The organism is Achromobacter sp. SD115 (assembly GCF_017355315.1).
Classification (GTDB): domain Bacteria; phylum Pseudomonadota; class Gammaproteobacteria; order Burkholderiales; family Burkholderiaceae_B; genus Achromobacter; species Achromobacter xylosoxidans_B.
In genome coordinates this window covers 1-21,786 of the sequence record NZ_JADIJM010000028.1, presented here as the reverse complement: position 1 = coordinate 21,786, position 21,786 = coordinate 1, and the positions used below count along the sequence as shown (strand labels likewise).

The 21,786-nt window shown below is 63.9% G+C and carries 18 protein-coding genes; 10 read left to right on the top strand and 8 right to left on the bottom strand.

Annotation, left to right across the window (positions count from 1 at the left end):
* Position 1: 1 nt before the first annotated feature.
* The 4 genes from motB to flhD all read right to left on the bottom strand — a co-directional run bounded on the left by motB (position 2) and on the right by flhD (position 2,937).
* Entirely contained in the window at positions 2 to 994 is a 993-nt protein-coding gene (motB, locus tag IPU70_RS28430) for a flagellar motor protein MotB (protein ID WP_207472519.1), read from the bottom strand.
* A gap of 11 nt (positions 995 to 1,005) precedes the next feature.
* Positions 1,006 to 1,881, bottom strand: a complete 876-nt coding sequence (gene motA, locus IPU70_RS28425; protein ID WP_013393371.1) for a flagellar motor stator protein MotA — start codon at positions 1,879 to 1,881, stop codon at positions 1,006 to 1,008.
* 118 nt (positions 1,882 to 1,999) lie between these two features.
* Positions 2,000 to 2,581, bottom strand: coding sequence for a flagellar transcriptional regulator FlhC (flhC, locus tag IPU70_RS28420; protein WP_207472518.1), 582 nt, complete (start codon positions 2,579 to 2,581; stop codon positions 2,000 to 2,002).
* 32 nt (positions 2,582 to 2,613) lie between these two features.
* Positions 2,614 to 2,937 (bottom strand): flagellar transcriptional regulator FlhD, encoded by a 324-nt coding sequence (gene flhD / locus IPU70_RS28415; protein WP_207472517.1) that lies wholly within the window; start codon positions 2,935 to 2,937, stop codon positions 2,614 to 2,616.
* A gap of 430 nt (positions 2,938 to 3,367) precedes the next feature.
* Between flhD and IPU70_RS28410 the strand changes: the two genes are divergently transcribed.
* The 6 genes from IPU70_RS28410 to IPU70_RS28385 all read left to right on the top strand — a co-directional run bounded on the left by IPU70_RS28410 (position 3,368) and on the right by IPU70_RS28385 (position 8,683).
* A complete protein-coding gene (locus IPU70_RS28410) occupies positions 3,368 to 4,123 on the top strand; it encodes an RNA polymerase sigma factor FliA (protein ID WP_207472516.1) in 756 nt (251 codons plus the stop codon).
* A 465-nt stretch (positions 4,124 to 4,588) separates the two neighbouring features.
* Positions 4,589 to 6,094 carry a flagellin gene (locus IPU70_RS33040; protein ID WP_207472515.1) on the top strand — a complete coding sequence of 502 codons (1,506 nt, stop codon included), beginning with the start codon at positions 4,589 to 4,591 and terminating at the stop codon, positions 6,092 to 6,094.
* 370 nt (positions 6,095 to 6,464) lie between these two features.
* Positions 6,465 to 7,310 (top strand): hypothetical protein, encoded by an 846-nt coding sequence (locus IPU70_RS28400; protein ID WP_242702735.1) that lies wholly within the window; start codon positions 6,465 to 6,467, stop codon positions 7,308 to 7,310.
* A 398-nt stretch (positions 7,311 to 7,708) separates the two neighbouring features.
* Positions 7,709 to 8,062 carry a type II toxin-antitoxin system RelE/ParE family toxin gene (locus IPU70_RS28395; protein ID WP_207472513.1) on the top strand — a complete coding sequence of 118 codons (354 nt, stop codon included), beginning with the start codon at positions 7,709 to 7,711 and terminating at the stop codon, positions 8,060 to 8,062.
* A 2-nt stretch (positions 8,063 to 8,064) separates the two neighbouring features.
* Positions 8,065 to 8,385 (top strand): helix-turn-helix domain-containing protein, encoded by a 321-nt coding sequence (locus IPU70_RS28390; protein WP_013393363.1) that lies wholly within the window; start codon positions 8,065 to 8,067, stop codon positions 8,383 to 8,385.
* Between the two features lie 103 nt (positions 8,386 to 8,488).
* On the top strand, positions 8,489 to 8,683 hold the full coding sequence (locus IPU70_RS28385) for a YjfB family protein (protein WP_013393362.1): 195 nt from the start codon (positions 8,489 to 8,491) through the stop codon (positions 8,681 to 8,683).
* Positions 8,684 to 8,883: 200 nt separating this feature from the next.
* On the opposite strand, the gene lpdA is transcribed toward IPU70_RS28385, so the two are convergent.
* From lpdA to aceE, 3 genes are read right to left on the bottom strand one after another with little or no spacing between them, the layout of a single operon-like run.
* Positions 8,884 to 10,659: a dihydrolipoyl dehydrogenase gene (gene lpdA / locus IPU70_RS28380; RefSeq protein ID WP_207472512.1), complete on the bottom strand. Its 1,776-nt coding sequence runs from the start codon at positions 10,657 to 10,659 to the stop codon at positions 8,884 to 8,886.
* Between the two features lie 12 nt (positions 10,660 to 10,671).
* Positions 10,672 to 12,330, bottom strand: coding sequence for a dihydrolipoyllysine-residue acetyltransferase (gene aceF, locus IPU70_RS28375; RefSeq protein WP_207472511.1), 1,659 nt, complete (start codon positions 12,328 to 12,330; stop codon positions 10,672 to 10,674).
* A 12-nt stretch (positions 12,331 to 12,342) separates the two neighbouring features.
* Positions 12,343 to 15,051: a pyruvate dehydrogenase (acetyl-transferring), homodimeric type gene (aceE, locus tag IPU70_RS28370; protein WP_207472510.1), complete on the bottom strand. Its 2,709-nt coding sequence runs from the start codon at positions 15,049 to 15,051 to the stop codon at positions 12,343 to 12,345.
* 350 nt (positions 15,052 to 15,401) lie between these two features.
* Here aceE and IPU70_RS28365 point away from each other — a divergent pair, with 350 nt between their 5' ends.
* The 4 genes from IPU70_RS28365 to IPU70_RS28350 all read left to right on the top strand — a co-directional run bounded on the left by IPU70_RS28365 (position 15,402) and on the right by IPU70_RS28350 (position 20,866).
* Positions 15,402 to 17,156, top strand: coding sequence for a PAS domain S-box protein (locus IPU70_RS28365; RefSeq protein WP_013393358.1), 1,755 nt, complete (start codon positions 15,402 to 15,404; stop codon positions 17,154 to 17,156).
* Positions 17,153 to 17,779: a response regulator transcription factor gene (locus IPU70_RS28360; RefSeq protein ID WP_013393357.1), complete on the top strand. Its 627-nt coding sequence runs from the start codon at positions 17,153 to 17,155 to the stop codon at positions 17,777 to 17,779. The genes IPU70_RS28365 and IPU70_RS28360 overlap by 4 nt, the downstream gene beginning before the upstream one ends.
* The gene (gene folD / locus IPU70_RS28355) at positions 17,776 to 18,627 is read left to right on the top strand and encodes a bifunctional methylenetetrahydrofolate dehydrogenase/methenyltetrahydrofolate cyclohydrolase FolD (protein WP_118933566.1); all 852 of its coding nucleotides are present in this window, start codon (positions 17,776 to 17,778) and stop codon (positions 18,625 to 18,627) included. Before IPU70_RS28360 ends, folD begins: the two co-directional genes overlap by 4 nt.
* Before the next feature lie 172 nt (positions 18,628 to 18,799).
* Positions 18,800 to 20,866 carry a M3 family metallopeptidase gene (locus IPU70_RS28350; RefSeq protein ID WP_207472509.1) on the top strand — a complete coding sequence of 689 codons (2,067 nt, stop codon included), beginning with the start codon at positions 18,800 to 18,802 and terminating at the stop codon, positions 20,864 to 20,866.
* A 53-nt stretch (positions 20,867 to 20,919) separates the two neighbouring features.
* On the opposite strand, the gene IPU70_RS28345 is transcribed toward IPU70_RS28350, so the two are convergent.
* A complete protein-coding gene (locus IPU70_RS28345) occupies positions 20,920 to 21,675 on the bottom strand; it encodes a bifunctional 2-polyprenyl-6-hydroxyphenol methylase/3-demethylubiquinol 3-O-methyltransferase UbiG (RefSeq protein WP_207472508.1) in 756 nt (251 codons plus the stop codon).
* Positions 21,676 to 21,786: the final 111 nt, after the last annotated feature.

The window sequence follows — 21,786 nt, the reverse complement described above, 5'->3', positions numbered from 1 at the left end:
GCTATCGAACCCCTTCCGCGGGCGGGTTGCTCTCCGCCTCGCCTGGTTTGGTTGCCGTCGTGGCCTTGGCCGCGGCTTGCGCCGCCTCCACTGCCGTTCCCACCTCGCGGGCATCCTTGGCGCTGACGTCCGCTGCGGCGGCGTTCTCGTTTTCGATGCGCCGCTGGGTGCTCTGGTTGAGCACCACTAGGCTGATACGTCTATTAACGGCCGCATACGGGTCATCTTTAACCAGGCTCATGCTGGACGACAGCCCCTGGATGCGCAGGACCTTGCTTTCGTTCATGCCGCCGGCCACCAGTTCCTGGCGCGACGCGTTGGCACGGTCGGCCGACAGCTCCCAGTTGCTGTAGGCGCGTTCGCCGCGCGCGTACTGCGACGCGTCGGTGTGGCCGGAAATGCTGACCTTGTTGGGCAATTCGTTCAGGACCGGCCCCAGTTCCCGCAAGATGTCGCGCATATAGGGCTGCACGTCTGCGCGGCCGGTGGCGAACATCGGACGATTCTGGTTGTCGATGATCTGGATGCGTAGGCCCTCGGTGGTCAGGTCGATCAGCAGCTGCGGCCTGAAGCTCTTCAGGACCGGGCTGGTCTCGATGACGTTTTCGAGGCGCTTTTTCAGGTTTTCCAGGCGATGCTGCTCGCGGCGCTCGGCGTCGCCCATCGGCTGGGCCTCGACGCGGTTGCCCTGCGCGCGGCGCACTTCGCCTTCGCTGCGCAGGGGGTCGCTGCCGCCGCCAGGCACCGCGCTGGTCTCGGCCGAGCTGCTGGGCCCACCGGTGATGGCGACGCGCAGCGGCATGCGGAAGTACTCCGCGATGCCCTTGAGCTCTTCGCGCGGCACGACGCTGATCAGCCACATCACCAGGAAGAACGCCATCATCGCCGTGATGAAATCGGCGTAGGCGATCTTCCAGCTGCCGCCGTGGTGCCCGCCGCCATGCCTGCCCTTCTTGCGGCGAATCACCACGCGGTGATTGTTTACCGTGCTCATGGCCCGCTCCGTCAGGCCTTGCCGGTGGCGGTGGACTTGGCTTGCCGGACGTGTTCTTCCAGTTCACCGAAGGTCGGGCGCACCGCCGAGAACAGCACCTTGCGGCCGAATTCCACCGCCAGTTGCGGCGGATAGCCGTTCATGCTGGCCAGCAGCGTGGTCTTGATGCATTCCAGCACCTTGGTCGCTTCGTCGCTGCGGCGATCGATGCGCGAGGCCAGCGGACCCACGAAACCGTAAGCCAGCAGAATACCCAGGAAGGTGCCGACCATGGCCTTGGAGATCAGGTCGCCCAGAATTGCCGGCGGCTGATCCACGGCGGCCAGTGCCTTGATCACGCCCAGCACCGCCGCCACGATACCGAAGGCCGGCAGGCCGTCGGCCATCTGTTGCAAGGCGCGCACGGGAACTTCGCGCTCATGGCGGTAGGTCTCGATTTCCTCGTCCATGAGCGTCTCGATTTCGAACGAGCTCATGTTGCCGCTGATCATGATGCGCAGGTAGTCCGTGATGAACTCCATGAGCTTGGCGTCTTTGGCGATGCGGGGATATTCGCTGAAGATCGGACTGGATTCCGGGTCTTCGATATGCGATTCGATGGCCATGAGTCCCTCGCGGCGCGCCTTGTTCAGCAGCACATACAGAAGCGCCATCAGCTCCATGTAGACGTCCTTGCCGTAGCGCGAGCTTTTCAGCGAGTCGGGTAGCGCGGCCTTGACCAGCATCAGCGACTTCTTGCTGTTGCTGGCGAGGAAAGCCCCAAAAGCCGCCCCGAAGATCAGCGTGAGTTCAAACGGCTGGTACAGCGCGCCCAAATGGCCGCCCAGCGCTATGAAGCTGCCGACGACCGACACGGCCACCACGAGAAAACCGATAACAATCAACACATCAGGCCCCTGCCAACGAAGTCTAAAACCGGCGTCAATGATCCCCTGTTCCCCTCGACCCAAAAAGGCGGGTTACGGGGGGTTTTCCAGGGCTTTTGATGTATTTGGATACCGCCGGTCAGAGCCGGGCGGCATTCGCAACAGGCGTGGGGCGGGTGCCAGCGCGCGCCTTGGCCGCGGCGCGCGTCTTGCCGGCGCGGGGGGGCGGCCGGCAGATCGCGCACACGAAATCCGACTGGGGATCGTGGGCGTGGGCAATGAAATGCCCGCCGCATTGGCGGCAGGCGGACATTTGCAACATGCCGCTATCGAAAAAGCGCACCAGCATCCAGGCGCGCGTGAAGCTCAGGACGGGCTCTGCGCCTTCAGCGGCATCCGTGCCAGCGTTTTCGAGATAGAGGCGATAGGCGTCGATGGTGGCGCGTATGCCCTTGCTGCTGGTGCGCGCATTCAGGAACGAATACACGTTATAGAAGAGCGAGGAATGGATGTTCGGCAGCCAGGTCATGAACCAGTCAACCGAAAAGGGCAGCATGCCCTTGGGTGGCGAGCAGCCGCGGATTTCGCGGTACAGGCGCGCCAGGCGGTCATGGCTGAGGCTGGTTTCAGCCCCCAGCACCTGCAGCCGGGCTCCCAAAGTGATCATGGAGCTGGCAAGCAGAATGTCATCCGCTTCCTGCGAAACGCTCTTGGTGGCCATTACACGTGTTTCCGGAGGGAATGATCAGACCGTCAGGCCAATTCTTCGACAGGCTGCTTGGCGAGCAGGATCGTTGCATGCGCTTGCTGCAGCGCACCACCCAGAACGTCATGGGTCAGGGCCGACAGCAGGCTGTAGTCATCGAAGCGGAAGCGGCACAGCAGCGAGCTGGAGCTTGCGAGCTTGACCAACTGCGCCGGCGAAAGGCGCATGAGGATGTCAGCAACCTCATTGCTGAATCCGAGGCGGAACATCGACGCCGCGTAGTCGTCGCGCAGCATGCGCTGGGCCAGTAACAAATAAGACAGATTCACTTCGCGAATGTCTGTCAGCAATGAATTTTCGATTTGTTGCACGCCCAACTCCCTATTCCCTATCCCGCCGATGGGGGCTCATGTAAGCAAAAGCACCGGAATTCCGTTGCCTTCACGTCCGATACACCTTGCATTGATGCGAAATGTATCATTTGTTCGCAATTTAAGTAAAATTTACCACAGCTGATGTCATTTTCTATGACTTATATGACAAAACTTTGTTGATGTTGCGCAACTTACCTTTTCCGATACACCTTGACATATAAGTTTCGGACAAATTTACGTCAATTTGCCAAATAAGCATTCAAAACATTGCGTACTTTGAGGAATGAAACGGTGTTGTTTGCCGACAATGGCACCTTGCAGATCATTAAATCCACCTAGCTTTAGCTCAGCCGCGCGTTTGTCGACAATGTCGCAAATTGACAACAACAGCTTACGCGCCACGATGGACCCGCCCGACATTCCCGCAATGCCTCACGCAGATGACAGCCTGGTCGAATATGCCCCGCTAGTGCGGAAGCTGGCCCTGCAATTGCTCGCCCGGCTACCCGCCAGCGTAGAACTCGACGACCTGATACAAGCCGGCATGATTGGCCTGCTCGACGCCGTTCGCCGTTATCAGGAAACGGCTGACGCCCAGTTCGAGACCTATGCCACCACCCGCATCCGCGGCGCGATGCTGGACGAACTGCGCGGCCAGGACTGGCTGCCCCGTAGCGTGCGCGCCAAGGCGCGCAAGATCGAACAGGCCATCCAGCAACTCGAACAGCGTTTGATGCGCGCACCAAGCGAAGCCGAAATCGCGCAACAACTCGAGATGCCGCTGGGCGACTACCAGTCGCTGCTGCACGACGCCCAGGGTGTACAGATCGTGCACTACGAGGACTTCGCCACCGAACCCGACTCGGCCAGCGGCCAATCCGACTGGGCTGCCACGCTGAACCATGGCGCCGCTGGGGGTAATCCGCTGGATTCGCTTCTGGCCGGCGACTTCCGCCAGGCGCTGGTCCACGCCATCGACACCCTCCCCGAGCGTGAAAAGCTGCTGTTGTCGCTTTGCTACGAACAGGGGCTGAACCTGAAGGAAATCGGCGCGATCCTGAATGTGACCGAGGCGCGGGTATGCCAGCTGCGTTCGCAGGCCACGGCGCGGATTCGGGCGAAGCTGAAGGAACAGGCTTGGCAGGAACTGCCCCAGGATGGGCAGATCGCCCAGGTGATATAGATAGACGCTGGTCGCGCCCATAAGCAATTCCTTACGCCGCCAGGCTTGACCACGAAAGACTCTCAACAGGACGGACGCATATCGCGTCCGTTTCGCATTGCGCGCCAGTTGCACATGAAGGACCGCGGACAGGCGCTCTCTACGTTCTTCCGAGTCGAAGAACGGCATACTTCCCAGCAGAAGAACGGCGCGGATGGGCGCTTCCATGATGGGCGCCCTATATGTAGGCCTCGCGACGTAGGCCTCGCGACATGCGTCGGCGCCGCCGAGTCCGGGCGCCCTCCCCATCCAGATCAAAGAAAAATCCCGACTTTCGCGAAATAGCGCTAAAGATTGATTTTGGACTGCCGTAATCCTGGCAACGGAGAGATTCCTAGACACAAAGTCGACGAACTTTCCCGTTAACACCAGTGGGCGGCCTTGCTGCCCAGTTTGAAGAAGCCTTTCTCTCTTGGGAGCCTGAACATGGCTGCAGTCATCAATACCAACTACCTCTCGCTGGTTGCTCAGAACAACCTGAGCAAGTCGCAATCGACGCTGGGTACCGCCATCGAACGCCTGTCGTCGGGCCTGCGCATCAACAGCGCCAAGGACGACGCCGCTGGCCAAGCCATCGCCAACCGCTTCACCGCCAACGTCAACGGCCTGACGCAAGCTGCCCGCAACGCCAACGACGGCATCTCGATTGCCCAGACGACCGAAGGCGCGCTGAACGAAATCAACAACAACCTGCAACGCGTGCGCCAACTGACCAACCAGGCAGTCAACGGCACGAACTCGTCCTCCGACCTGAAGTCGATTCAAGACGAAATCCAGCAACGCCTGGGCGAAATCGACCGCGTCTCGGGCCAGACCCAGTTCAACGGCGTCAAGGTGCTCGCTGGCGATAACACGCTGAAGATCCAAGTCGGCGCGAACGACAACGAAACCATCAGCATCGACCTGCAAAAGATCGACGCTCAAACGCTGGGCCTGAGCGGCTTCAACGTCAACGGCGCCAAGAAGGCGACCGCTGGCGATCTGGTCTCGAATTTCGGTGCCACTGGTACGAACAACTACGATGTTGGTGGTACGACGTACAACGTTGACATCAGCAGCGGTGCCGTTTCAACCGGTGCAACGGCTAGCCCCGTGTACGTGGCCGCTGGCTCGGGTAACCTCGTGACCGGTTCGACCACGGCCAACACCGCATACACCATGCCGGCCGCAAATATGTCGAGCTTGGCCGCCGCCTCTGTTGGCAAGGCTAACAACGAGAAATTCACCGTTAACGGCCTGGAATTTACGGTCAAGACCGCTCAAACCGACGGCTTCGGTAACGGCGTGTATACCGCCAAGATCGATGGTAATGATGTCGACTTCACGGTCACCGGCTCCACCGCCGCCGCTGGTACGGGCGCATCTGTGGCTACTAGCTCGCCGTTGTTCACCTCGGTTACGTCCGGTGGCTTGACGACGAAGGCAGCTGAAAATAACAAGGCCGCCACCCTGACGGATCTGGACCTCAAGGGTGCCACGGCGACGGGCAGCACGCTCAAGCTGAACGGCGCGACCTATGACGTCGATACGTCGGGCGACGTACGTCTGCGTGCCGCCGCCGCTCCGGCTCCCACCGACAAGGTCATGTACATGTCGCAAACCGCTGCCGGCAACAAGACCCTGATTAACGAAGACCAGGCCAAGCTGGAGCAATCGACGCTCGACCCGCTGAAGACGCTGGACTCGGCTCTGTCGAAGGTCGACGCACTGCGCAGCCAGTTGGGCGCCGTGCAAAACCGCTTCGAATCGACCATCGCCAACCTGAACAACACGGTGAACAACCTGTCCGCCGCTCGTTCGCGCATCGAAGACGCTGACTACGCCACGGAAGTGTCGAACATGACCAAGGCGCAGATCCTGCAACAAGCTGGCACCTCGGTTCTGGCGCAAGCCAACCAAGTGCCGCAATCTGTCCTGTCGCTGCTGCGTTAATAACGCCGCAACGCCTGACGGTCGGGTAGACGCAGAGCCTCTGGGCTCTGCTCTCCCGGCACCGATCAAGGGCCCTCACGCCCTTGTCGAGACAAACAAGCCGGCATCCGCCGGCTTGTTTCTTTTCTTCCGGCTTGCCGCTCGCATGCCATGCTGGCGCAATTTATTCGTTGCGGGCATGAGAAAGCATCAGCCCGATGCCGCTTCAAACACACCGTCGAGCTGTGCATACGCCCCAGTCCCAATCAAGCACCTTTTTTTCGGACTGTTCCCCTTTTTCACTCCCTCCAATTGCCTCATACTCGCGTCTGCACGCTTTTGTATCTATTGTTTTCATAACATGACCGCGACGCCCCCCGATCCATTCGCTATGCAGCACGACAGCACTCCGGATCCCGATACCCAGGCGCCGATGGATGAGCAGACCCTGCGTCTGCGCGAAGAGAACCGCGCCCTGCGCGAATTGCTGGCTGCGCAAGCGCAAGCCGCCCCCACCCCACAGGAACCCGGTCCGCTGCGGCGGATGTTCTGGTGGCTGATTTCCGCGCCTGGCGCCGCGCTGGTCAGTTGGCGCGCCCTGGTGGGACGCGAAGATGCGCGGCCGATCACGGGCAGGCGCGTGGGGTATGCCACGTTGACCGTGCTGTATACGCTGGCGATCTACGGCGCGCTGGTGCTGTTGGTGGTGTCGTGGAGTTCGCCGAATACGACGGTTTCCGGCGCCACAGCAGCCGGCCCGGTACGGGTGCCCCTGACGCCCGCAGCAACGCCAACGCCGCACGCTGAACCCCTAATCGCTCAGCCAGAACTGACGTCGGTTGCAGTGCCAGTGCCAGCGCAGATTCCAGGCTCGGATTCCGATGCGAGTTCGGAGTCGGGCTCGGGAGAATCCCAACCTGAGCCCAGCCTCGCGCCAGAGCCAGCGCCTGCCCCCCCGCCACCCGTTCCGCCTGCACAGTCCGAGCACGCAGCCATACCGCATGCGGCAGCCAGCGCGGCGGACACGGCAAGCGCCGCACCCCGCTCTACCCTGCGCGTGACCGAGATCCCCGCCGAAGATCCCATGGCCTGGGTCGAAGCACTGAAAAGCGAGCTGGCGCGTTGCGCAACGCTGGGGTTCTTTGAACGCCCCGACTGCGCATGGGCCGCACGCAAGCAGTTTTGCGAGCCCAATCGCGCGTGGGGCGCCATCAAGGAATGCCCGAACCGGCCGTGATGGCGGGGGCCTGGCCGCGTTCCCACCCCGTTCTTGCTGCGATCTAGTTCAAGACTACTGCTAGCGGCCGTCTCGCCGCACCGAAGCTCCATTGCATAGCTTGAACCAGGTGTGAGCCTGACCCGGCCAGCGGGGACAGGCACCGAGGCCACGCCGCAACAGGCGACAGCCCGCCCCCTTGCTGGGCCAGTGCTGAAACCATCCCTGTCCGCCACAACGCTGGACCACAAGCGCCTATCCTGCCTGCTGCAAGGCGCTTATGGCCGCAGCCATGGCAAGACTCACAGCCGCACACCTTCCCTACCTCCACTCCTGCGCCAGATCGTTCTGGCCTAGCGCTTCAATACTCGATCAATAGCGTCGACGACTTGTTGTTTATATCTGAACGGATATAATTAATGGAAAGAAAGCTGCTCTACTGGGAAGGCTCCGCCAAGAAGGACTTCAAGAAATTCCCGATCGAAGTTCAGAAGGATCTGGGTGTGGCGCTGTTTGTCGTCCAACTGGGTGGCACGCCGGTCTCGGCCAAGCCGTGGAAAGGACTGGGCTCGCGGGTGTATGAGCTGGTCGATGACTACCTTGGTGATACCTTCCGGGCGGTTTATGCCGTGCGCATCGGGGATACCGTCCATGTGCTGCATGCTTTCCAGAAGAAGTCCAAGTCCGGCATTGCTACGCCGCAGCCGGACATCGCGCTCATCGAGAAGCGCTTGAAGGCGGTATTGGCCAGGCATGAGTCCGGCAGGAGCTAGCAATGACACGCAAAGAACATTCACCAGGCACCGACAACGTCTTGCTGGACCTTGGTTTCGAGGACGCCGCCGAACTGTCGGCCAAGGCGGCCTTGGCGCTCAAGCTCAATGAATTGATCGATCAACGCGGGCTCAGTCAGATCGAAGCCGCTGCGATTACGGGCATGACCCAGCCCAAGGTTTCGCAGATCCGCCGCTACAAGCTGCAGAACATCTCGCTGGAGCGCTTGATGCGGGCCTTGGTGTCGCTGGATCAGCATGTGGAGATCGTGGTGGAGCCGGCGCGGCGGGCGCATGCGCCGGGGATTACCGTTGCCGCGTGAATATCGGTTTTCGCAGGCCAGGATTCTCGTGCATTGCGCCCCAGTCCACGCGATAATCCCGTGTCGGCCTGAACCGCCTTCCACACACTAGGACACCCCGAGCATGGACGCTTCGATCAGCAGTACCGTCAATACCGCCCTGGCTTTGCAGGACGCGAATGTCATGCAGGAAGTGCAGGCCCGCGTGCTGAAGAAGGCGCTCAATGCGCAGGCGGATACGGCTTTGACGCTGATGCAGTCGCTGCCGGTGCTGGCGGTGGACGCGACGCTGGGTTCGCGCATCGATACGCACGCCTGAGCCGCGCCAAGCGGGCTCAACAGCAAGGCATGCAAGACAGAGCCACTTTCCCACATCGGTAGAGCACGCCCTGCCCTCCAGGAAATCACGACTGTTGCGCTAGCAGCGCGCAGGCGATAAAAAAGCGCCGGACCCTTTGCAGGGCCGGCGCTTTTGCTTTGCGCGAACAGACGGCCGTCCACGGACGGCCGCCTCGCGCCTTACTTCTTCTTCATCGGCGGCAAGTCGGTGCAGACGCCTTCTGCGACTTCCGCGGCCATGCCCACCGATTCACCCAGGGTCGGGTGCGGGTGGATGGTCTTGGCGATGTCGACGACATCCGCGCCCATTTCCACGGCCAGGGCCAGTTCGCTGATCAGGTCGCCGGCGTGGGTGCCGACGATGCTGCCGCCCAGGATGCGATGCGTTTCCGCGTCGAAGATGAGCTTGGTGAAGCCCTCGTCGCGGCCATTGGCGATGGCACGGCCGGAGGCGGCCCAGGGGAACACGCCCTTCTCGATCTTGATGCCCTGCTTCTTGGCTTCGTCCTCGGTCAGGCCGACCCAGGCCACTTCCGGATCGGTGTAGGCCACCGACGGGATGACGCGAGCGTCGAAGAAGGACTTCTGGCCTGCGGCGGCTTCGGCGGCAACGTGGCCTTCATGCACCGCCTTGTGGGCCAGCATGGGTTGGCCGACGATGTCGCCGATGGCGTAGATGTGCGGCACGTTGGTGCGCATCTGGCGATCGACCTCGATGAAACCGCGGTCGGTCACGGCGATGCCAGCCTTGTCGGCGCCGATCTTCTTGCCGTTGGGGCTGCGGCCCACGGCCTGCAGCACCAGATCGTAGCGTTGCGGCTCCTTGGGAGCGCCTTCGCCTTCGAAGCTGACGTAGATGCCGTCCTTCTTGGCTTCCGCGCCCACGGTCTTGGTCTTCAACATGATGTTGTCGAAGCGGTAGGCGTTCTTCTTCTGCCATACCTTGACCAGGTCGCGGTCGGCGCCCTGCATCAGGCCGTCCAGCATTTCCACCACGTCCAGGCGCGCGCCCAGCGTGGAGTACACCGTGCCCATTTCCAGGCCGATGATGCCGCCACCGACGATGAGCATCTTCTTGGGCACTTCACGCAGCAGCAAGGCGCCGGTGGAGTCGACGATGCGGTCGTCCTGGGGCAGGAACGGCAGCTTCACCGACTGGCTGCCGGCGGCGATGATGGCCTGCTTGAAGCGCAGGGTCTGGATCTTGCCGTCGGCGGCCTTGACCGTCAGGTGGTTGGGGTCGGCGAACTCGCCCACGCCATGCACCACGGTGACCTTGCGCGCCTTGGCCATGCCGGCCAGGCCGCCGGTCAGCTTGGCGACCACGCTGTCCTTGTAGCCGCGCAGCTTGTCCAGGTCGATCTTGGGCTCGCCGAAGCTGATGCCGTGGGCAGCCAGTTCGCGGGCTTCGTCGATGATGGCGGCATTGTGCAGCAGCGCCTTGGACGGAATGCAGCCCACGTTCAGGCAGACGCCGCCCAGGGTGTCGTAGCGCTCCACCAGGACCACGGACAGGCCCAGGTCGGCGGCGCGGAAGGCGGCGGAGTAGCCGCCGGGGCCGGCGCCCAGCACCAGCATGTCGTACTCGCCGTCGGCCGAACCCTTGAAGCTGGCCGCGGCGGGCGCGGCGGCCGGAGCCGGAGCTGCTTGCTTGGGCGCCTCGGCAGCCTTGGGGGCTTCCTTGGCGGTGGGTGCGGCGGCGGCTGTGGCGCCCGCAGCAGCTTCCACTTCCAGCACAACCGTGCCTTCGGCGACCTTGTCGCCGACCTTCACGTTGATGGACTTCACCACGCCGCCCTGCGACGCGGGGATTTCCATCGAGGCCTTGTCGGACTCGACGGTGATCAGGCTCTGCTCGGGCTTGATCGTGTCGCCCACGGCGACCAGCACTTCGATGACTTCCACTTCCTTGAAGTCGCCGATGTCCGGCACTTTGATTTGAACGGTATTGCTCATGGGGCTCCCCGTTTACAGCGCGATGCGGCGGAAGTCGGCCAGCAAGGCGCCCAGATAGGCGTTGAAGCGCGCGGCCGAGGCGCCGTCGATGACTCGGTGGTCGTAGGACAGCGAGAGCGGCACGATCAGGCGCGGCACGAACTGCTTGCCGTCCCACACGGGCTTGTGCGCGGAGCGCGACACGCCCAGGATCGCCACTTCAGGAGCGTTGATGATCGGGGTGAACGAAGTGCCGCCGATGCCGCCCAGGGACGAGATCGAGAAGCAGCCGCCCTGCATGTCAGCGGGCGAGATCTTGCCGTCGCGCGCCTTCTTGGACAGGTCGGTCATTTCCTGCGCGATCTGCAGAATGCCCTTCTTGTCGGCGTCGCGGATCACCGGCACCACCAGCCCGTTGGGCGTGTCGGCGGCGAAGCCGATGTGGTAGTACTGCTTGAGCACCAGGTTGTCGCCGTCCAGCGAGGCGTTGAACTCGGGGAACTTCTTCAGGGCCGCAACCACGGCCTTGATCAGGAAGGCCAGCATCGTGACCTTGATGCCCGACTTCTCGTTTTCCTTGTTCAGCGTGACGCGCAGCGCTTCCAGGTCGGTGATGTCCGCTTCGTCGTTGTTGGTGACGTGCGGGATCATGACCCAGTTGCGGTGCAGGTTCGCGCCGGAGATCTTCTTGATGCGCGACAGCGGCTTGGCTTCGATCGGGCCGAACTTGGTGAAGTCGACCTTCGGCCACGGCAGCAAGCCCAGCGCGGCGCCATCGGCCGAACCGCCCGCGGCGGCCGTCGGGCCGGCGGCCAGCGCCTGCTTGACGAAACCGCGCACGTCGTCGGCGGTGATGCGGTCCTTGGGACCGGAACCCTTGACCTTGCTCAGGTTCACGCCCAGTTCGCGCGCGAACTTGCGCACCGAGGGTGAAGCGTGCGGCAGTTGGCCCGGCTTGAGATCGGCGTCTTCGAGCGCGGCGGCGGGAGCCGGACGCTGCGCGGCAGGCGCCGGCGCAACCTCGGCCTTGGCCGCGGGCGCGGCGGCGGCTTCAGCCTTGGCGGCCGGAGCCGGCGCGGCGGCAGCAGCGGCGGCAGGCGCGGCGCCCTCCACCACGACCACGACCGAGCCCTTGGCGACCTTGTCGCCGACCTTGACCTTCACTTCCTTGACCACGCCGCCTTGCGAAGCGGGGATTTCCATCGAGGCCTTGTCGGACTCGACGGTGATCAGGCTTTGCTCGGCCTTGATGGTGTCGCCCACCGCGACCATGATTTCGATGACTTCGACTTCCTTGAAGTCGCCGATGTCGGGCACTTCGATGTTCACCGGACCGCTGGAGGCGGCCGGTGCGGCGGCAGCGGCAGCCGGTTGCGCGGCAGCCTTGGCTTCGGCCTTGGGAGCCTCTTCCTTGGCCGGCGCAGCTGCGGGGGCCGCAGCCTCGCCCGCGCCCGACGCTTCCACTTCCAGCACGACCGTGCCTTCGGCAACCTTGTCGCCCACCTTCACGCTGATCGACTTCACCACGCCGCCTTGCGATGCGGGGATTTCCATCGAGGCCTTGTCGGATTCGACGGTAATCAGGCTTTGTTCGGCCTTGATCGTGTCGCCCACCGCCACCAGCACTTCAATGACTTCCACTTCCTTGAAGTCGCCAATGTCGGGAACCTTGATTTGCACGATGTTGCTCATGTCTCTTTACCCTCAGGCGTATTGCGGGTTGGCTTTGTTCGGATTGATGCCGTACTTCTTGATGGCTTCGGCCACCTTGGCGACCGGCACCTTGCCTTCGTCGGCCAGCGCGCGCAGCGCGGCGACCACGACGAAGTGGCGGTCCACTTCGAAGTGCTCGCGCAGCTTCGAGCGGAAATCCGAGCGGCCGAAACCGTCGGTGCCCAGCACCTTGTATTCGCGGCCCTTGGGCACGAACGGACGGATCTGGTCGGCGAAGAGCTTCATGTAGTCGGTCGACGCGATGATCGGGCCTTCGGTCTTGGCCAGCTGTTCCGTGACGTAGGCCACCTGCGGCTTCTTCTCGTCGGGGTGCAGCATGTTGTGGCGTTCGGCGTCCAGGCCGTTGCGGCGCAGTTCCGTGAAGCTGGTGACGCTCCACAGGTCCGAGGCCACGCCCCAGTCGGCTTCCAGCAGTTCCTGCGCTGCCATGACTTCGCGCAGGATCGTGCCCGAGCCCATCAGCTGCACGCGGTTCTTGCCCTTGCCGTGCGACTTGAGCTTGTACATGCCCTTGATGATGCCTTCCTCGTCGCCCTGGGTCAGACCGGGCTGCGGGTAGTTTTCGTTCATCACCGTCAGGTAGTAGTAGACGTTTTCCTGGTCTTCCACCATGCGCTTCAGGCCATGCTGGATGATCACGGCCAGTTCATGGCCGAAGGTCGGGTCGTACGAGACGCAGTTCGGGATGGTCGACGCCAGGATGTGGCTGTGGCCGTCTTCGTGCTGCAGGCCTTCGCCGTTGAGCGTGGTGCGCCCAGCGGTGCCGCCCAGCAGGAAGCCGCGCGCCTGCATGTCGCCGGCGGCCCAGGCCAGGTCGCCGATGCGCTGGAACCCGAACATCGAGTAGTAGATGAAGAACGGGATCATGATGCGGTTGTTCGAGGAGTACGACGTGGCCGCCGCAATCCAGGAGCTCATCGCGCCCGCTTCGTTGATGCCTTCCTGCAGGAGCTGGCCGTCGGCCGCTTCCTTGTAGTACATGACCTGGTCCTTGTCGACCGGGGTGTACTTCTGGCCTTCCGGCGCGTAGATGCCGATCTGGCGGAACAGGCCTTCCATGCCGAAGGTGCGCGATTCGTCGGCCAGGATCGGCACGACGCGCGGACCCAGTTCCTTGTCGCGCAGCACTTGGTTCAGGATGCGCACGAAGGCCTGGGTGGTGGAGATTTCACGGCCTTCGGCGGTGGGCTCCAGCACGGCCTTGAAGGCGTCCAGCGCCGGGGCCTTGAGATGCTCGTCGGCCTTGGCGCGGCGGCGCGGCAGGTAGCCGCCCAGCGCGGCGCGGCGCTCGTGCAGGTACTTCATTTCGGGCGAGTCTTCGGCCGGCTTGAAGTACGGCAGGTCTTCCAGCTTGTCGTCCGGGATCGGGATGCCGAACCGGTCGCGGAATTCGCGGATCGAATCCAGCTCCAGCTTCTTCTGCTGGTGGGTCGGGTTCTTGGCCTGGCCGACGTGGCCCATGCCGTAGCCCTTGATGGTCTTGGCCAGGATGACGGTGGGCTGGCCCTCGTGGGTGGCGGCGGCGTTGAACGCGGCGTACACCTTGTGGGGGTCATGGCCGCCGCGGTTCAGGCGCCAGATGTCTTCGTCGCTCATGCGCGACACGGCTTCCAGCAGCTTGGGGTGCTTGCCGAAGAAGTGCTCGCGCACGAACTTGCCGTCGTTGGCCTTGTACGCCTGGTACTCGCCGTCGACCGTGTCTTCCATGATCTGGCGCAGGATGCCTTCCTTGTCGTGCGCCAGCAGCGGATCCCAGTAGCCGCCCCAGATCAGCTTGATCACGTTCCAGCCCGAGCCGCGGAAGTCGCCTTCGAGTTCCTGGATGATCTTGCCGTTACCGCGCACCGGACCGTCCAGGCGTTGCAGGTTGCAGTTGATGACGAAAATCAGGTTGTCCAGCTTTTCGCGGGCAGCCAGGGCGATGGCGCCCAGCGATTCGGGTTCGTCCATTTCGCCGTCGCCGCAGAACACCCAGACCTTGCGATTGCTGGTGTCGGCGATGCCGCGGGCGTGCAGGTACTTCAGGAAACGGGCCTGGTAGATGGCCATCAGCGGGCCCAGGCCCATCGATACGGTCGGGAACTGCCAGAAGTCCGGCATCAGCTTCGGATGCGGGTACGAGGACAGGCCCTTGCCGTCCACTTCCTGGCGGAAGTGGTTCAGCTGGTCTTCGGTCAGGCGGCCTTCGAGGTAGGCGCGGCCGTACATGCCGGGCGAGGTGTGGCCCTGGAAGTACACCAGGTCGCCACCGTGGTTTTCGTCTTCGGCGTGCCAGAAATGGTTCTGGCCGCAGCCGATCATGGTGGCCAGCGAGGCGAAGGAGGCGATGTGGCCGCCCAGGTCGCCGCCGTCCGGCGGGTTGTGCTTGTTGGCCTTGACCACCATGGCCATGGCGTTCCAGCGCACGTACGAGCGGATGCGCGATTCCAGTTCCAGGTTGCCCGGATGCGCCGGCTCCAGGCCGGGGGGAATCGTGTTGACGTAGGCGGTGTTGGGCGAGAACGGGATATGGGCGCCGGAACGGCGCGCTTCGTCGATCAGGCGTTCGAGCAGATAGTGGGCGCGCTGCGGTCCTTCACGATCAAGGACTGCCGCCAGGGCTTCAAGCCACTCCTGGGTTTCAAGGGTGTCTTCGTCGTTGGCAGCCTGCACGGCGCCAGCCTGGGCGAAAGAGGACATCGTGTGTCTCCTATTGGGTTTGTTCGTGACCACACCCGCTTATTTATCTACTCGCGGACCTTGCATGGTAGCCGGGATCATCCGGGCTACCATGCAAGGCATGGGTCGGGGTGTTCTAGAGACCTGCTACTGGGTCGGTTCCCTATCAGCCGGCATTCTAAGAAAGAAGATTAACCGGTCGCAAGAAAAATTTCATGTTGCGGTACGGCATTTCATAATGCGGAAAAATTAAAGCCAGCTGAACGATTTGGCGTCATACTTTTACGCAGGTACTCCAAAAGGACGAGTCGAATCCCGGCAAATCCCTGCCAACACGCACTAAAATGCGCGGTCTATCCGGCCCGAATTCCATGTCCAGCGCGCCCAAGTCCAATATTCCTACGCCGTTCCACGATCACGCCCGCACTCGCCGACGCGGGGTGTACTGGGTCACGCCAGCGATGGTGCTGATCCTCTATATCTGTGTGATGGCGGTGTTTTTCTGGCTGCAGCGCATCCATGACGACAGCGTCATGTTTGTCACCATCGACCAGGAAATGCGCCAGCAGCGCCTGATCTGGGTGGTGCTGGCCCTGTCCTGTGTGATTGTCATCAGCCTGCTGATGCTGTGGCGCTATACGCGCTTCCGTTCGGCGGCCGAGGCCGCCCTGATCGCCGAAACCGGATTCCGCCGCGCCATGGAGAACTCCATGTCCACCGGCATGCGCGTGCTCGACATGGAGGGGCGCATCGCCTACGTGAATCCGGCGTTCTGCCGCATGATCGGCTGGAACGAGGCCGACCTGATCGGCCGCAGCCCGCCCTTCCCTTATTGGGTGCCGGGCCGCCACGAGCAGCACCAGCACACCCTGGACGTGCTGATGTCCGGCAAGACCCCCAGCAGCGGCCTCGAAGTCGAGGCGCAGCGCCGCGACGGCTCGCGCTTCACGGCGCGCATGTACGTGTCCCCGCTGCTGGACCCCAACGGCAACCAGATCGGCTGGATGACCTCCATGACCGACATCACCGAACCCAAGCGCATCCGCGAGGCCCTGACGGCCGCGCACGAGCGTTTCATGACGGTGCTGGAAGGCCTGGACGACGCGATTTCGGTCACTGCCGACACCCATGACGGCCTGGAGCTGCTGTTCGCCAACCGCACCTACCGCCGCGTGTTCGGCGCCCAGACCGGCGGCCACGACGAGCTGCTGGCCGGACGCCGCGGCCGCTTCACCGACGAGTCCGTGGAAGTCTTCGCGCCGTCCGTGCAACGCTGGTTCGAAGTGCACCACCGCATGCTGGCCTGGACCGACGGCCGCCGCGTGCGCATGCAGGTGGCGCGCGACATCACTGAACGCCGCGTCCATGAAGAAGCCTCGCGCGTGCAGCAGGAGAAGATCCAGCTCACCAGCCGCCTGACCACCATGGGCGAAATGGCCTCGTCGCTGGCGCACGAACTGAACCAGCCGCTGACCGCCATCGCCAACTACAGCATGGGCGCCGTCGCCCTGGTCAAGGCCGGCCACACCAGTCCCAACATGCTGCTGCCGGCCCTGGAAAAGGCCGCGTCCCAAGCCGAACGCGCGGGCAAGATCATCAGCCGCATCCGCGAATTCGTGAAGCGCAGCGAGCCCCGCCGCCAGCGCGTCGCGATCAGCCGGATTGTCGACAACGCCATCGGCTTCGCCGAGATCGACGCCCGCAAGCGCCGCATCCGCATCGACCGTTTCGTGCCGTCGAACGCCCCGGACGTGCTGGCCGATCCCATCCTGATCGAGCAGGTGTTGCTGAACCTGCTGAAGAACGGGCTGGAGGCCATGGAAAAGAGTGAATCCGACGAGCTCAAGGTCGCCGTGATCCTGCATGAACAGCACATCGAGGTCGCGGTGGTCGACCGCGGCCACGGCCTGGCCGAACCCGAGCGCCTGTTCGAACCCTTCTTCAGCACCAAGACCCAGGGCCTGGGCATGGGGCTGAATATCTGCCGTACCATTATTGAATCGCACCATGGTCGCCTGTGGGCGGATCCCAATCCCGCCGGCGGCACCATTTTCCGCTTTACCCTGCCCTGCGCTGCACCCCAGTCGCAGGCCCAGAACGATCAGTCCGAGGAGTTGCACGCATGAACACGCCCCACCTGTCGAGCACGGTTTTCATTGTTGACGACGACGAAGCGGTCCGCGATTCGCTGCGCTGGCTATTGGAGGCCAATGGCTATCGCGTTCGCGCCTACGCCAGCGGCGAATCCTTCCTTGAAGACTACGACGCCAGCCAGATCGGCGTGCTGATCGCCGACGTGCGCATGCCCGGCATGAGCGGCCTGGAACTGCAGGAACAGCTGCTCGCCCGCAATGCCCCGCTGCCCATCGTGTTCATCACTGGCCACGGCGACGTGCCGATGGCCGTGTCCACCATGAAGAAAGGCGCGGTCGACTTCCTGGAAAAGCCGTTCAATGAATCCGATTTGCGCGAGATCGTGGCGCGCATGCTGGAGCAGGCCACGCAGCGCGTGAGCAAGCACCAGGCCCAGAAAGACCACGAAGCCATGCTGGCGCGCCTGACCGCGCGCGAGCAGCAGGTGCTGGAGCGCATCGTCGCGGGCCGCTTGAACAAGCAGATCGCCGACGACCTGGGCATCAGCATCAAGACCGTAGAGGCGCACCGCGCCAACATCATGGAAAAACTTGAAGTGACCACCGTAGCTGATTTGATGAAAGTGGCCTTGGCCAAACCCGAGGCGACGGCATGACGGCAAGGATTATCGACGGCGCGGCCTTGTCGGCGCGCATTCGCGAAGAAGCGGCCCAACGCGTTGCGGCCCTGGCCGCCAAGGGCACCCGCCCCGGCCTGGCCGTGGTGCTGGTGGGTGAAGACCCCGCCTCCCAGGTGTACGTCCGCAACAAGGTCGCCGCCTGCGAAAAAGCCGGCCTGCATTCCGTCAAGGAACAGTACCCCGCGGACATGACCGAGGCCGAACTGCTGGCCCGCATCGCCATCCTGAACCAGGACCCGACCATCCACGGCATCCTGGTGCAGCTGCCGCTGCCCAAGCACATGGACTCGCACAAGGTCATCGAGGCCATCGCGGCCGAGAAGGACGTGGACGGTTTCCACATCAGCAACGCCGGCCTGCTCATGACCGGCCAGCCCCTGTTCCGCCCCTGCACGCCCTATGGCGTGATGAAGATGCTGGAATCGGAAGGCGTGACGCTGCGCGGCGCCGAAGCCGTGATAGTGGGCGCCAGCAATATCGTCGGCAAGCCCATGGCGATGCTGCTGCTGCAAGCCGGCGCCACCATCACCATTTGCAATTCCAAGACGCGCGACCTGGCGGCCCAGACCCGCCGCGCCGACGTGCTGGTGGTCGCCACCGGCAAGCCCGGCATGATCGATGGCTCGATGATCAAGCCTGGCGCCGTCGTCATCGACGTGGGCATCAACCGCGGCGCCGACGGCAAGCTGTGCGGCGACGTGGACTTCGCCTCGGCCAAGGAAGTGGCCGGCGCGATCACGCCCGTCCCCGGCGGCGTGGGTCCCATGACCATCGCCATGCTGCTGGTCAACACCATCGAAGCCGCGGAACGCGCCGCCGGCTGAACCAGGATGGACGCAGCGCCGGGGAATCAGGTTCCGCGGCGCTGCCTGATTGGTCAGGCGCGCCAGGCAGCGACGTTTTTCGCACCTGCGCCGCCCTGGCCACACCCATCCCGCTTGCATTCCCCGGAATCGCCCTTATCTGATTCCTGTACTCATTCCTGCCGCTACCGCCATGTCCCAGAACCCCCTGCTCGCCCCTGTTTCCGACCTCGTCGACTATGCGGCCGTCAAGCCCGGACACATCGTGCCCGCGGTCGAGGAGCTGCTGGGCATCGCCCGCCAGGCCGTGGACCGCGCCGCCGACCCGGCGCTGGCGCCCTCCTGGGACGCCGTGGTGGAACCGCTGGATACCGCCTCGGAACGCCTGTGGCGCGCCTGGTCGGTGGCCGGCCACCTGAATGCCGTGGTTAATACGCCGGAGCTGCGCGAGGCCTACAACGCCGCGCTGCCCCTGGTGACCGAATTCTCGACCTGGGTCGGCCTGCACGAAGGCCTGTACAAGCAGTACCAGCGCCTGGCCGCCGCCCCCGATTTCGCGTCCTGGACACCGGTGCGCCGCCGCATTGTGGAAATGGCCCTGCGCGACTTCCGCCTGAGCGGCGTGGAGTTGCAAGGCGCCGACCGCGAACGCTACGCCGCCATTTCCGACCGCGAGGCCCAGGCTTCGCAGAAGTTCTCCGAAAACGTGCTGGACTCGATCGACGCCTGGTCGCTGCTGGTCGACGATGAAGCCCGCCTGGCCGGCATCCCGGCCGACGTGCGCGCCGCGGCCCGCGCCGCCGCCGAGGAAGACGGGAAGCCGGGCTGGAAGCTCACGTTGAAGATGCCGTGCTACCTGCCCGTCATGCAGTACGCCCAGGACCGCACACTGCGCGAGGCGCTGTACCGCGGCTACGGCACCGTGGCGTCGGAACACGGCGACGGCAAGTTCGACAATTCGCCCCTGATCGAGGAACTGCTGGCCCTGCGCGCCGAAGAAGCCGGCCTGCTCGGCCTGGGCACCTTCGCCGCGCTGCGCCTGCAGACCCGCATGGCCCGCGACGCCCGCGAAGTCACCGTATTCCTGCGCGACCTGGCCGCGCGCGCCAAGCCCTATGCCCAGCGCGACCTGGCCGAACTGAAGGCCTACGCCACCGGCGAACTGGGCCTGGACGACCTGCAGCCCTGGGACGTGGCCTATGCCTCCGAGCGGCTGCGCGAATCGCGCTACGCCTATTCCGAGGACGAGGTGAAGCAGTACTTCACCGAACCGCGCGTGCTGTCCGGCCTGTTCGAGGTCATCGAAACCCTGTTCGACGTGCGCCTGGCGGAAACGCCCGTGTCATCCTGGCACGGCGACGTGCGCGGCGTGCGCGTGGAAAACCCCAAGGGCGAACTCATCGGCTATCTGTACCTGGACCTGTACGCCCGCGCCGGCAAGCAGAGCGGCGCCTGGGTCGACAGCGAACGCACGCGCCGCGTCGTGGCTGGCAAGGTGCAGACGCCCATCGCCTACCTGACCTGCAATTTCTCGCGCCCCAACGGCGACAAGGCCGCCGTCCTGACGCACGATGACGTCATCACGCTGTTCCATGAAACCGGCCATGCGCTGCACGCCCTGCTGTCCGAGGTGGACGAACCCGGCGCGGCGGCCTTCGCCAGCGTGGAATGGGACGCCATCGAACTGCCCTCGCAGTTCATGGAAAATTTCTGCTGGGAATGGGCGGTGGTGCAGAAGCTGTCCGCCCACGTCGACACGGGCGAGCCCCTGCCGCGCGCGCTCTACGATCGCCTGGTCGCCGCCCGCAACTACCAGAGCGGCATGCAGACCGTGCGCCAGATCGAATTCGCGCTGTTCGACATGCTGATGCACGACCGCTCCCAGGGCGCCTCGATTGCCGAAGTGCTGGCCCTGCTGCAGGAAGTGCGCCAGGAAGTGGCCGTGCTGTTCCCGCCCGCCTGGCACCGCCTGCCGCATGCCTTCTCGCACCTGTTCGCGGGTGGCTACGGCGCGGGCTACTACAGCTACAAATGGGCGGAGGTGCTGTCGGCCGACGCCTACGAAGCCTTCGAGGAAGCGGCGGCGCGCCAGGCTGGCAACGCCCTGGGTACGCTGGATCCCGAAACCGGCGCGCGCTTCCGCCGCGAAGTGCTGGCCGTGGGCGGCTCGCGCCCGGCGGCTGAATCCTTTGCCGCCTTCCGCGGACGCGCCCCGCGCATCGACGCCCTGCTGCGCCACAGCGGCATGACGCCCGCCTGAGCGGCGCACCCCGTGCGCAAACCGACGGCCCGCCCTGGCGGGCCGTTTTCTTTCTATCCGCCAGCGGTGTCGGCAACCGGCCGGCGCGCCGACATCACCAGCCAGCGGCCATGCACGGACTGGTCGGAGCCGGCCTGCTTCCAGTAACGGCGACTTTCCTCGTCTTGCGCCTGCCTGAGCCGGCGCCCGTAGTACAGCCGCGACGGCACCGCCAGCACATGCTCCACCATGCGCTTGGGCTTGTGCTCGTCCACGTCGTGCAACGTGATGTCCGTAAAGCCGTAGTGCTTGAGCAGCAGGTGCAGTTGCGGAAAACTCCAGGGGAAGTAGGTGATGTAGTCCTCGCCGCGCTGCCGCCCCACCATGGGCCGGAACCCGGAATGGAAGCCGCGCAGCAGGAACTGCAGGCGCGAACGGAAGTACCAGGTGTTGGGCGTGGTGATGATCAGCGTACCGCCCGGCCGCAGCGCGCGGTGGAAGCTCTGCATCAGCACGCCGGGATTGGTCAACAGATGGATCGCTTCGCAGCAGACCACGGCGTCATAGGATGTGGCCACCGTCAGCGGCGTTTCGAGGTCGTGCTCGCTTAGCTGACGATAGCCGCCGCCGCTCTGCGGAAACTCCCACAGTCCCACGCCGTCGATATCGACCTGCCGGCCGCTGGCGGCGGGCAGCATGTCGCCCAGCCAGCCCAGTCCGCAGGGCGCGTCCAGCACCGAGTCCGCCAGGCGGCTGCGCAGGAGGTCGAGCACGACGGGATAGTACGGATAGTAGGGATAGCCCAAGGAATTCCTGACCGGCATGTCCATGTGTGGCGCCTCTAGACTCTGAAATCTGACACGGCCCTGAATGTAGCGGGAGCCATGCCGCCATATCAGGCGATTTCGCCACTTCCAAACAATAAACAGACAAAGCTTTAC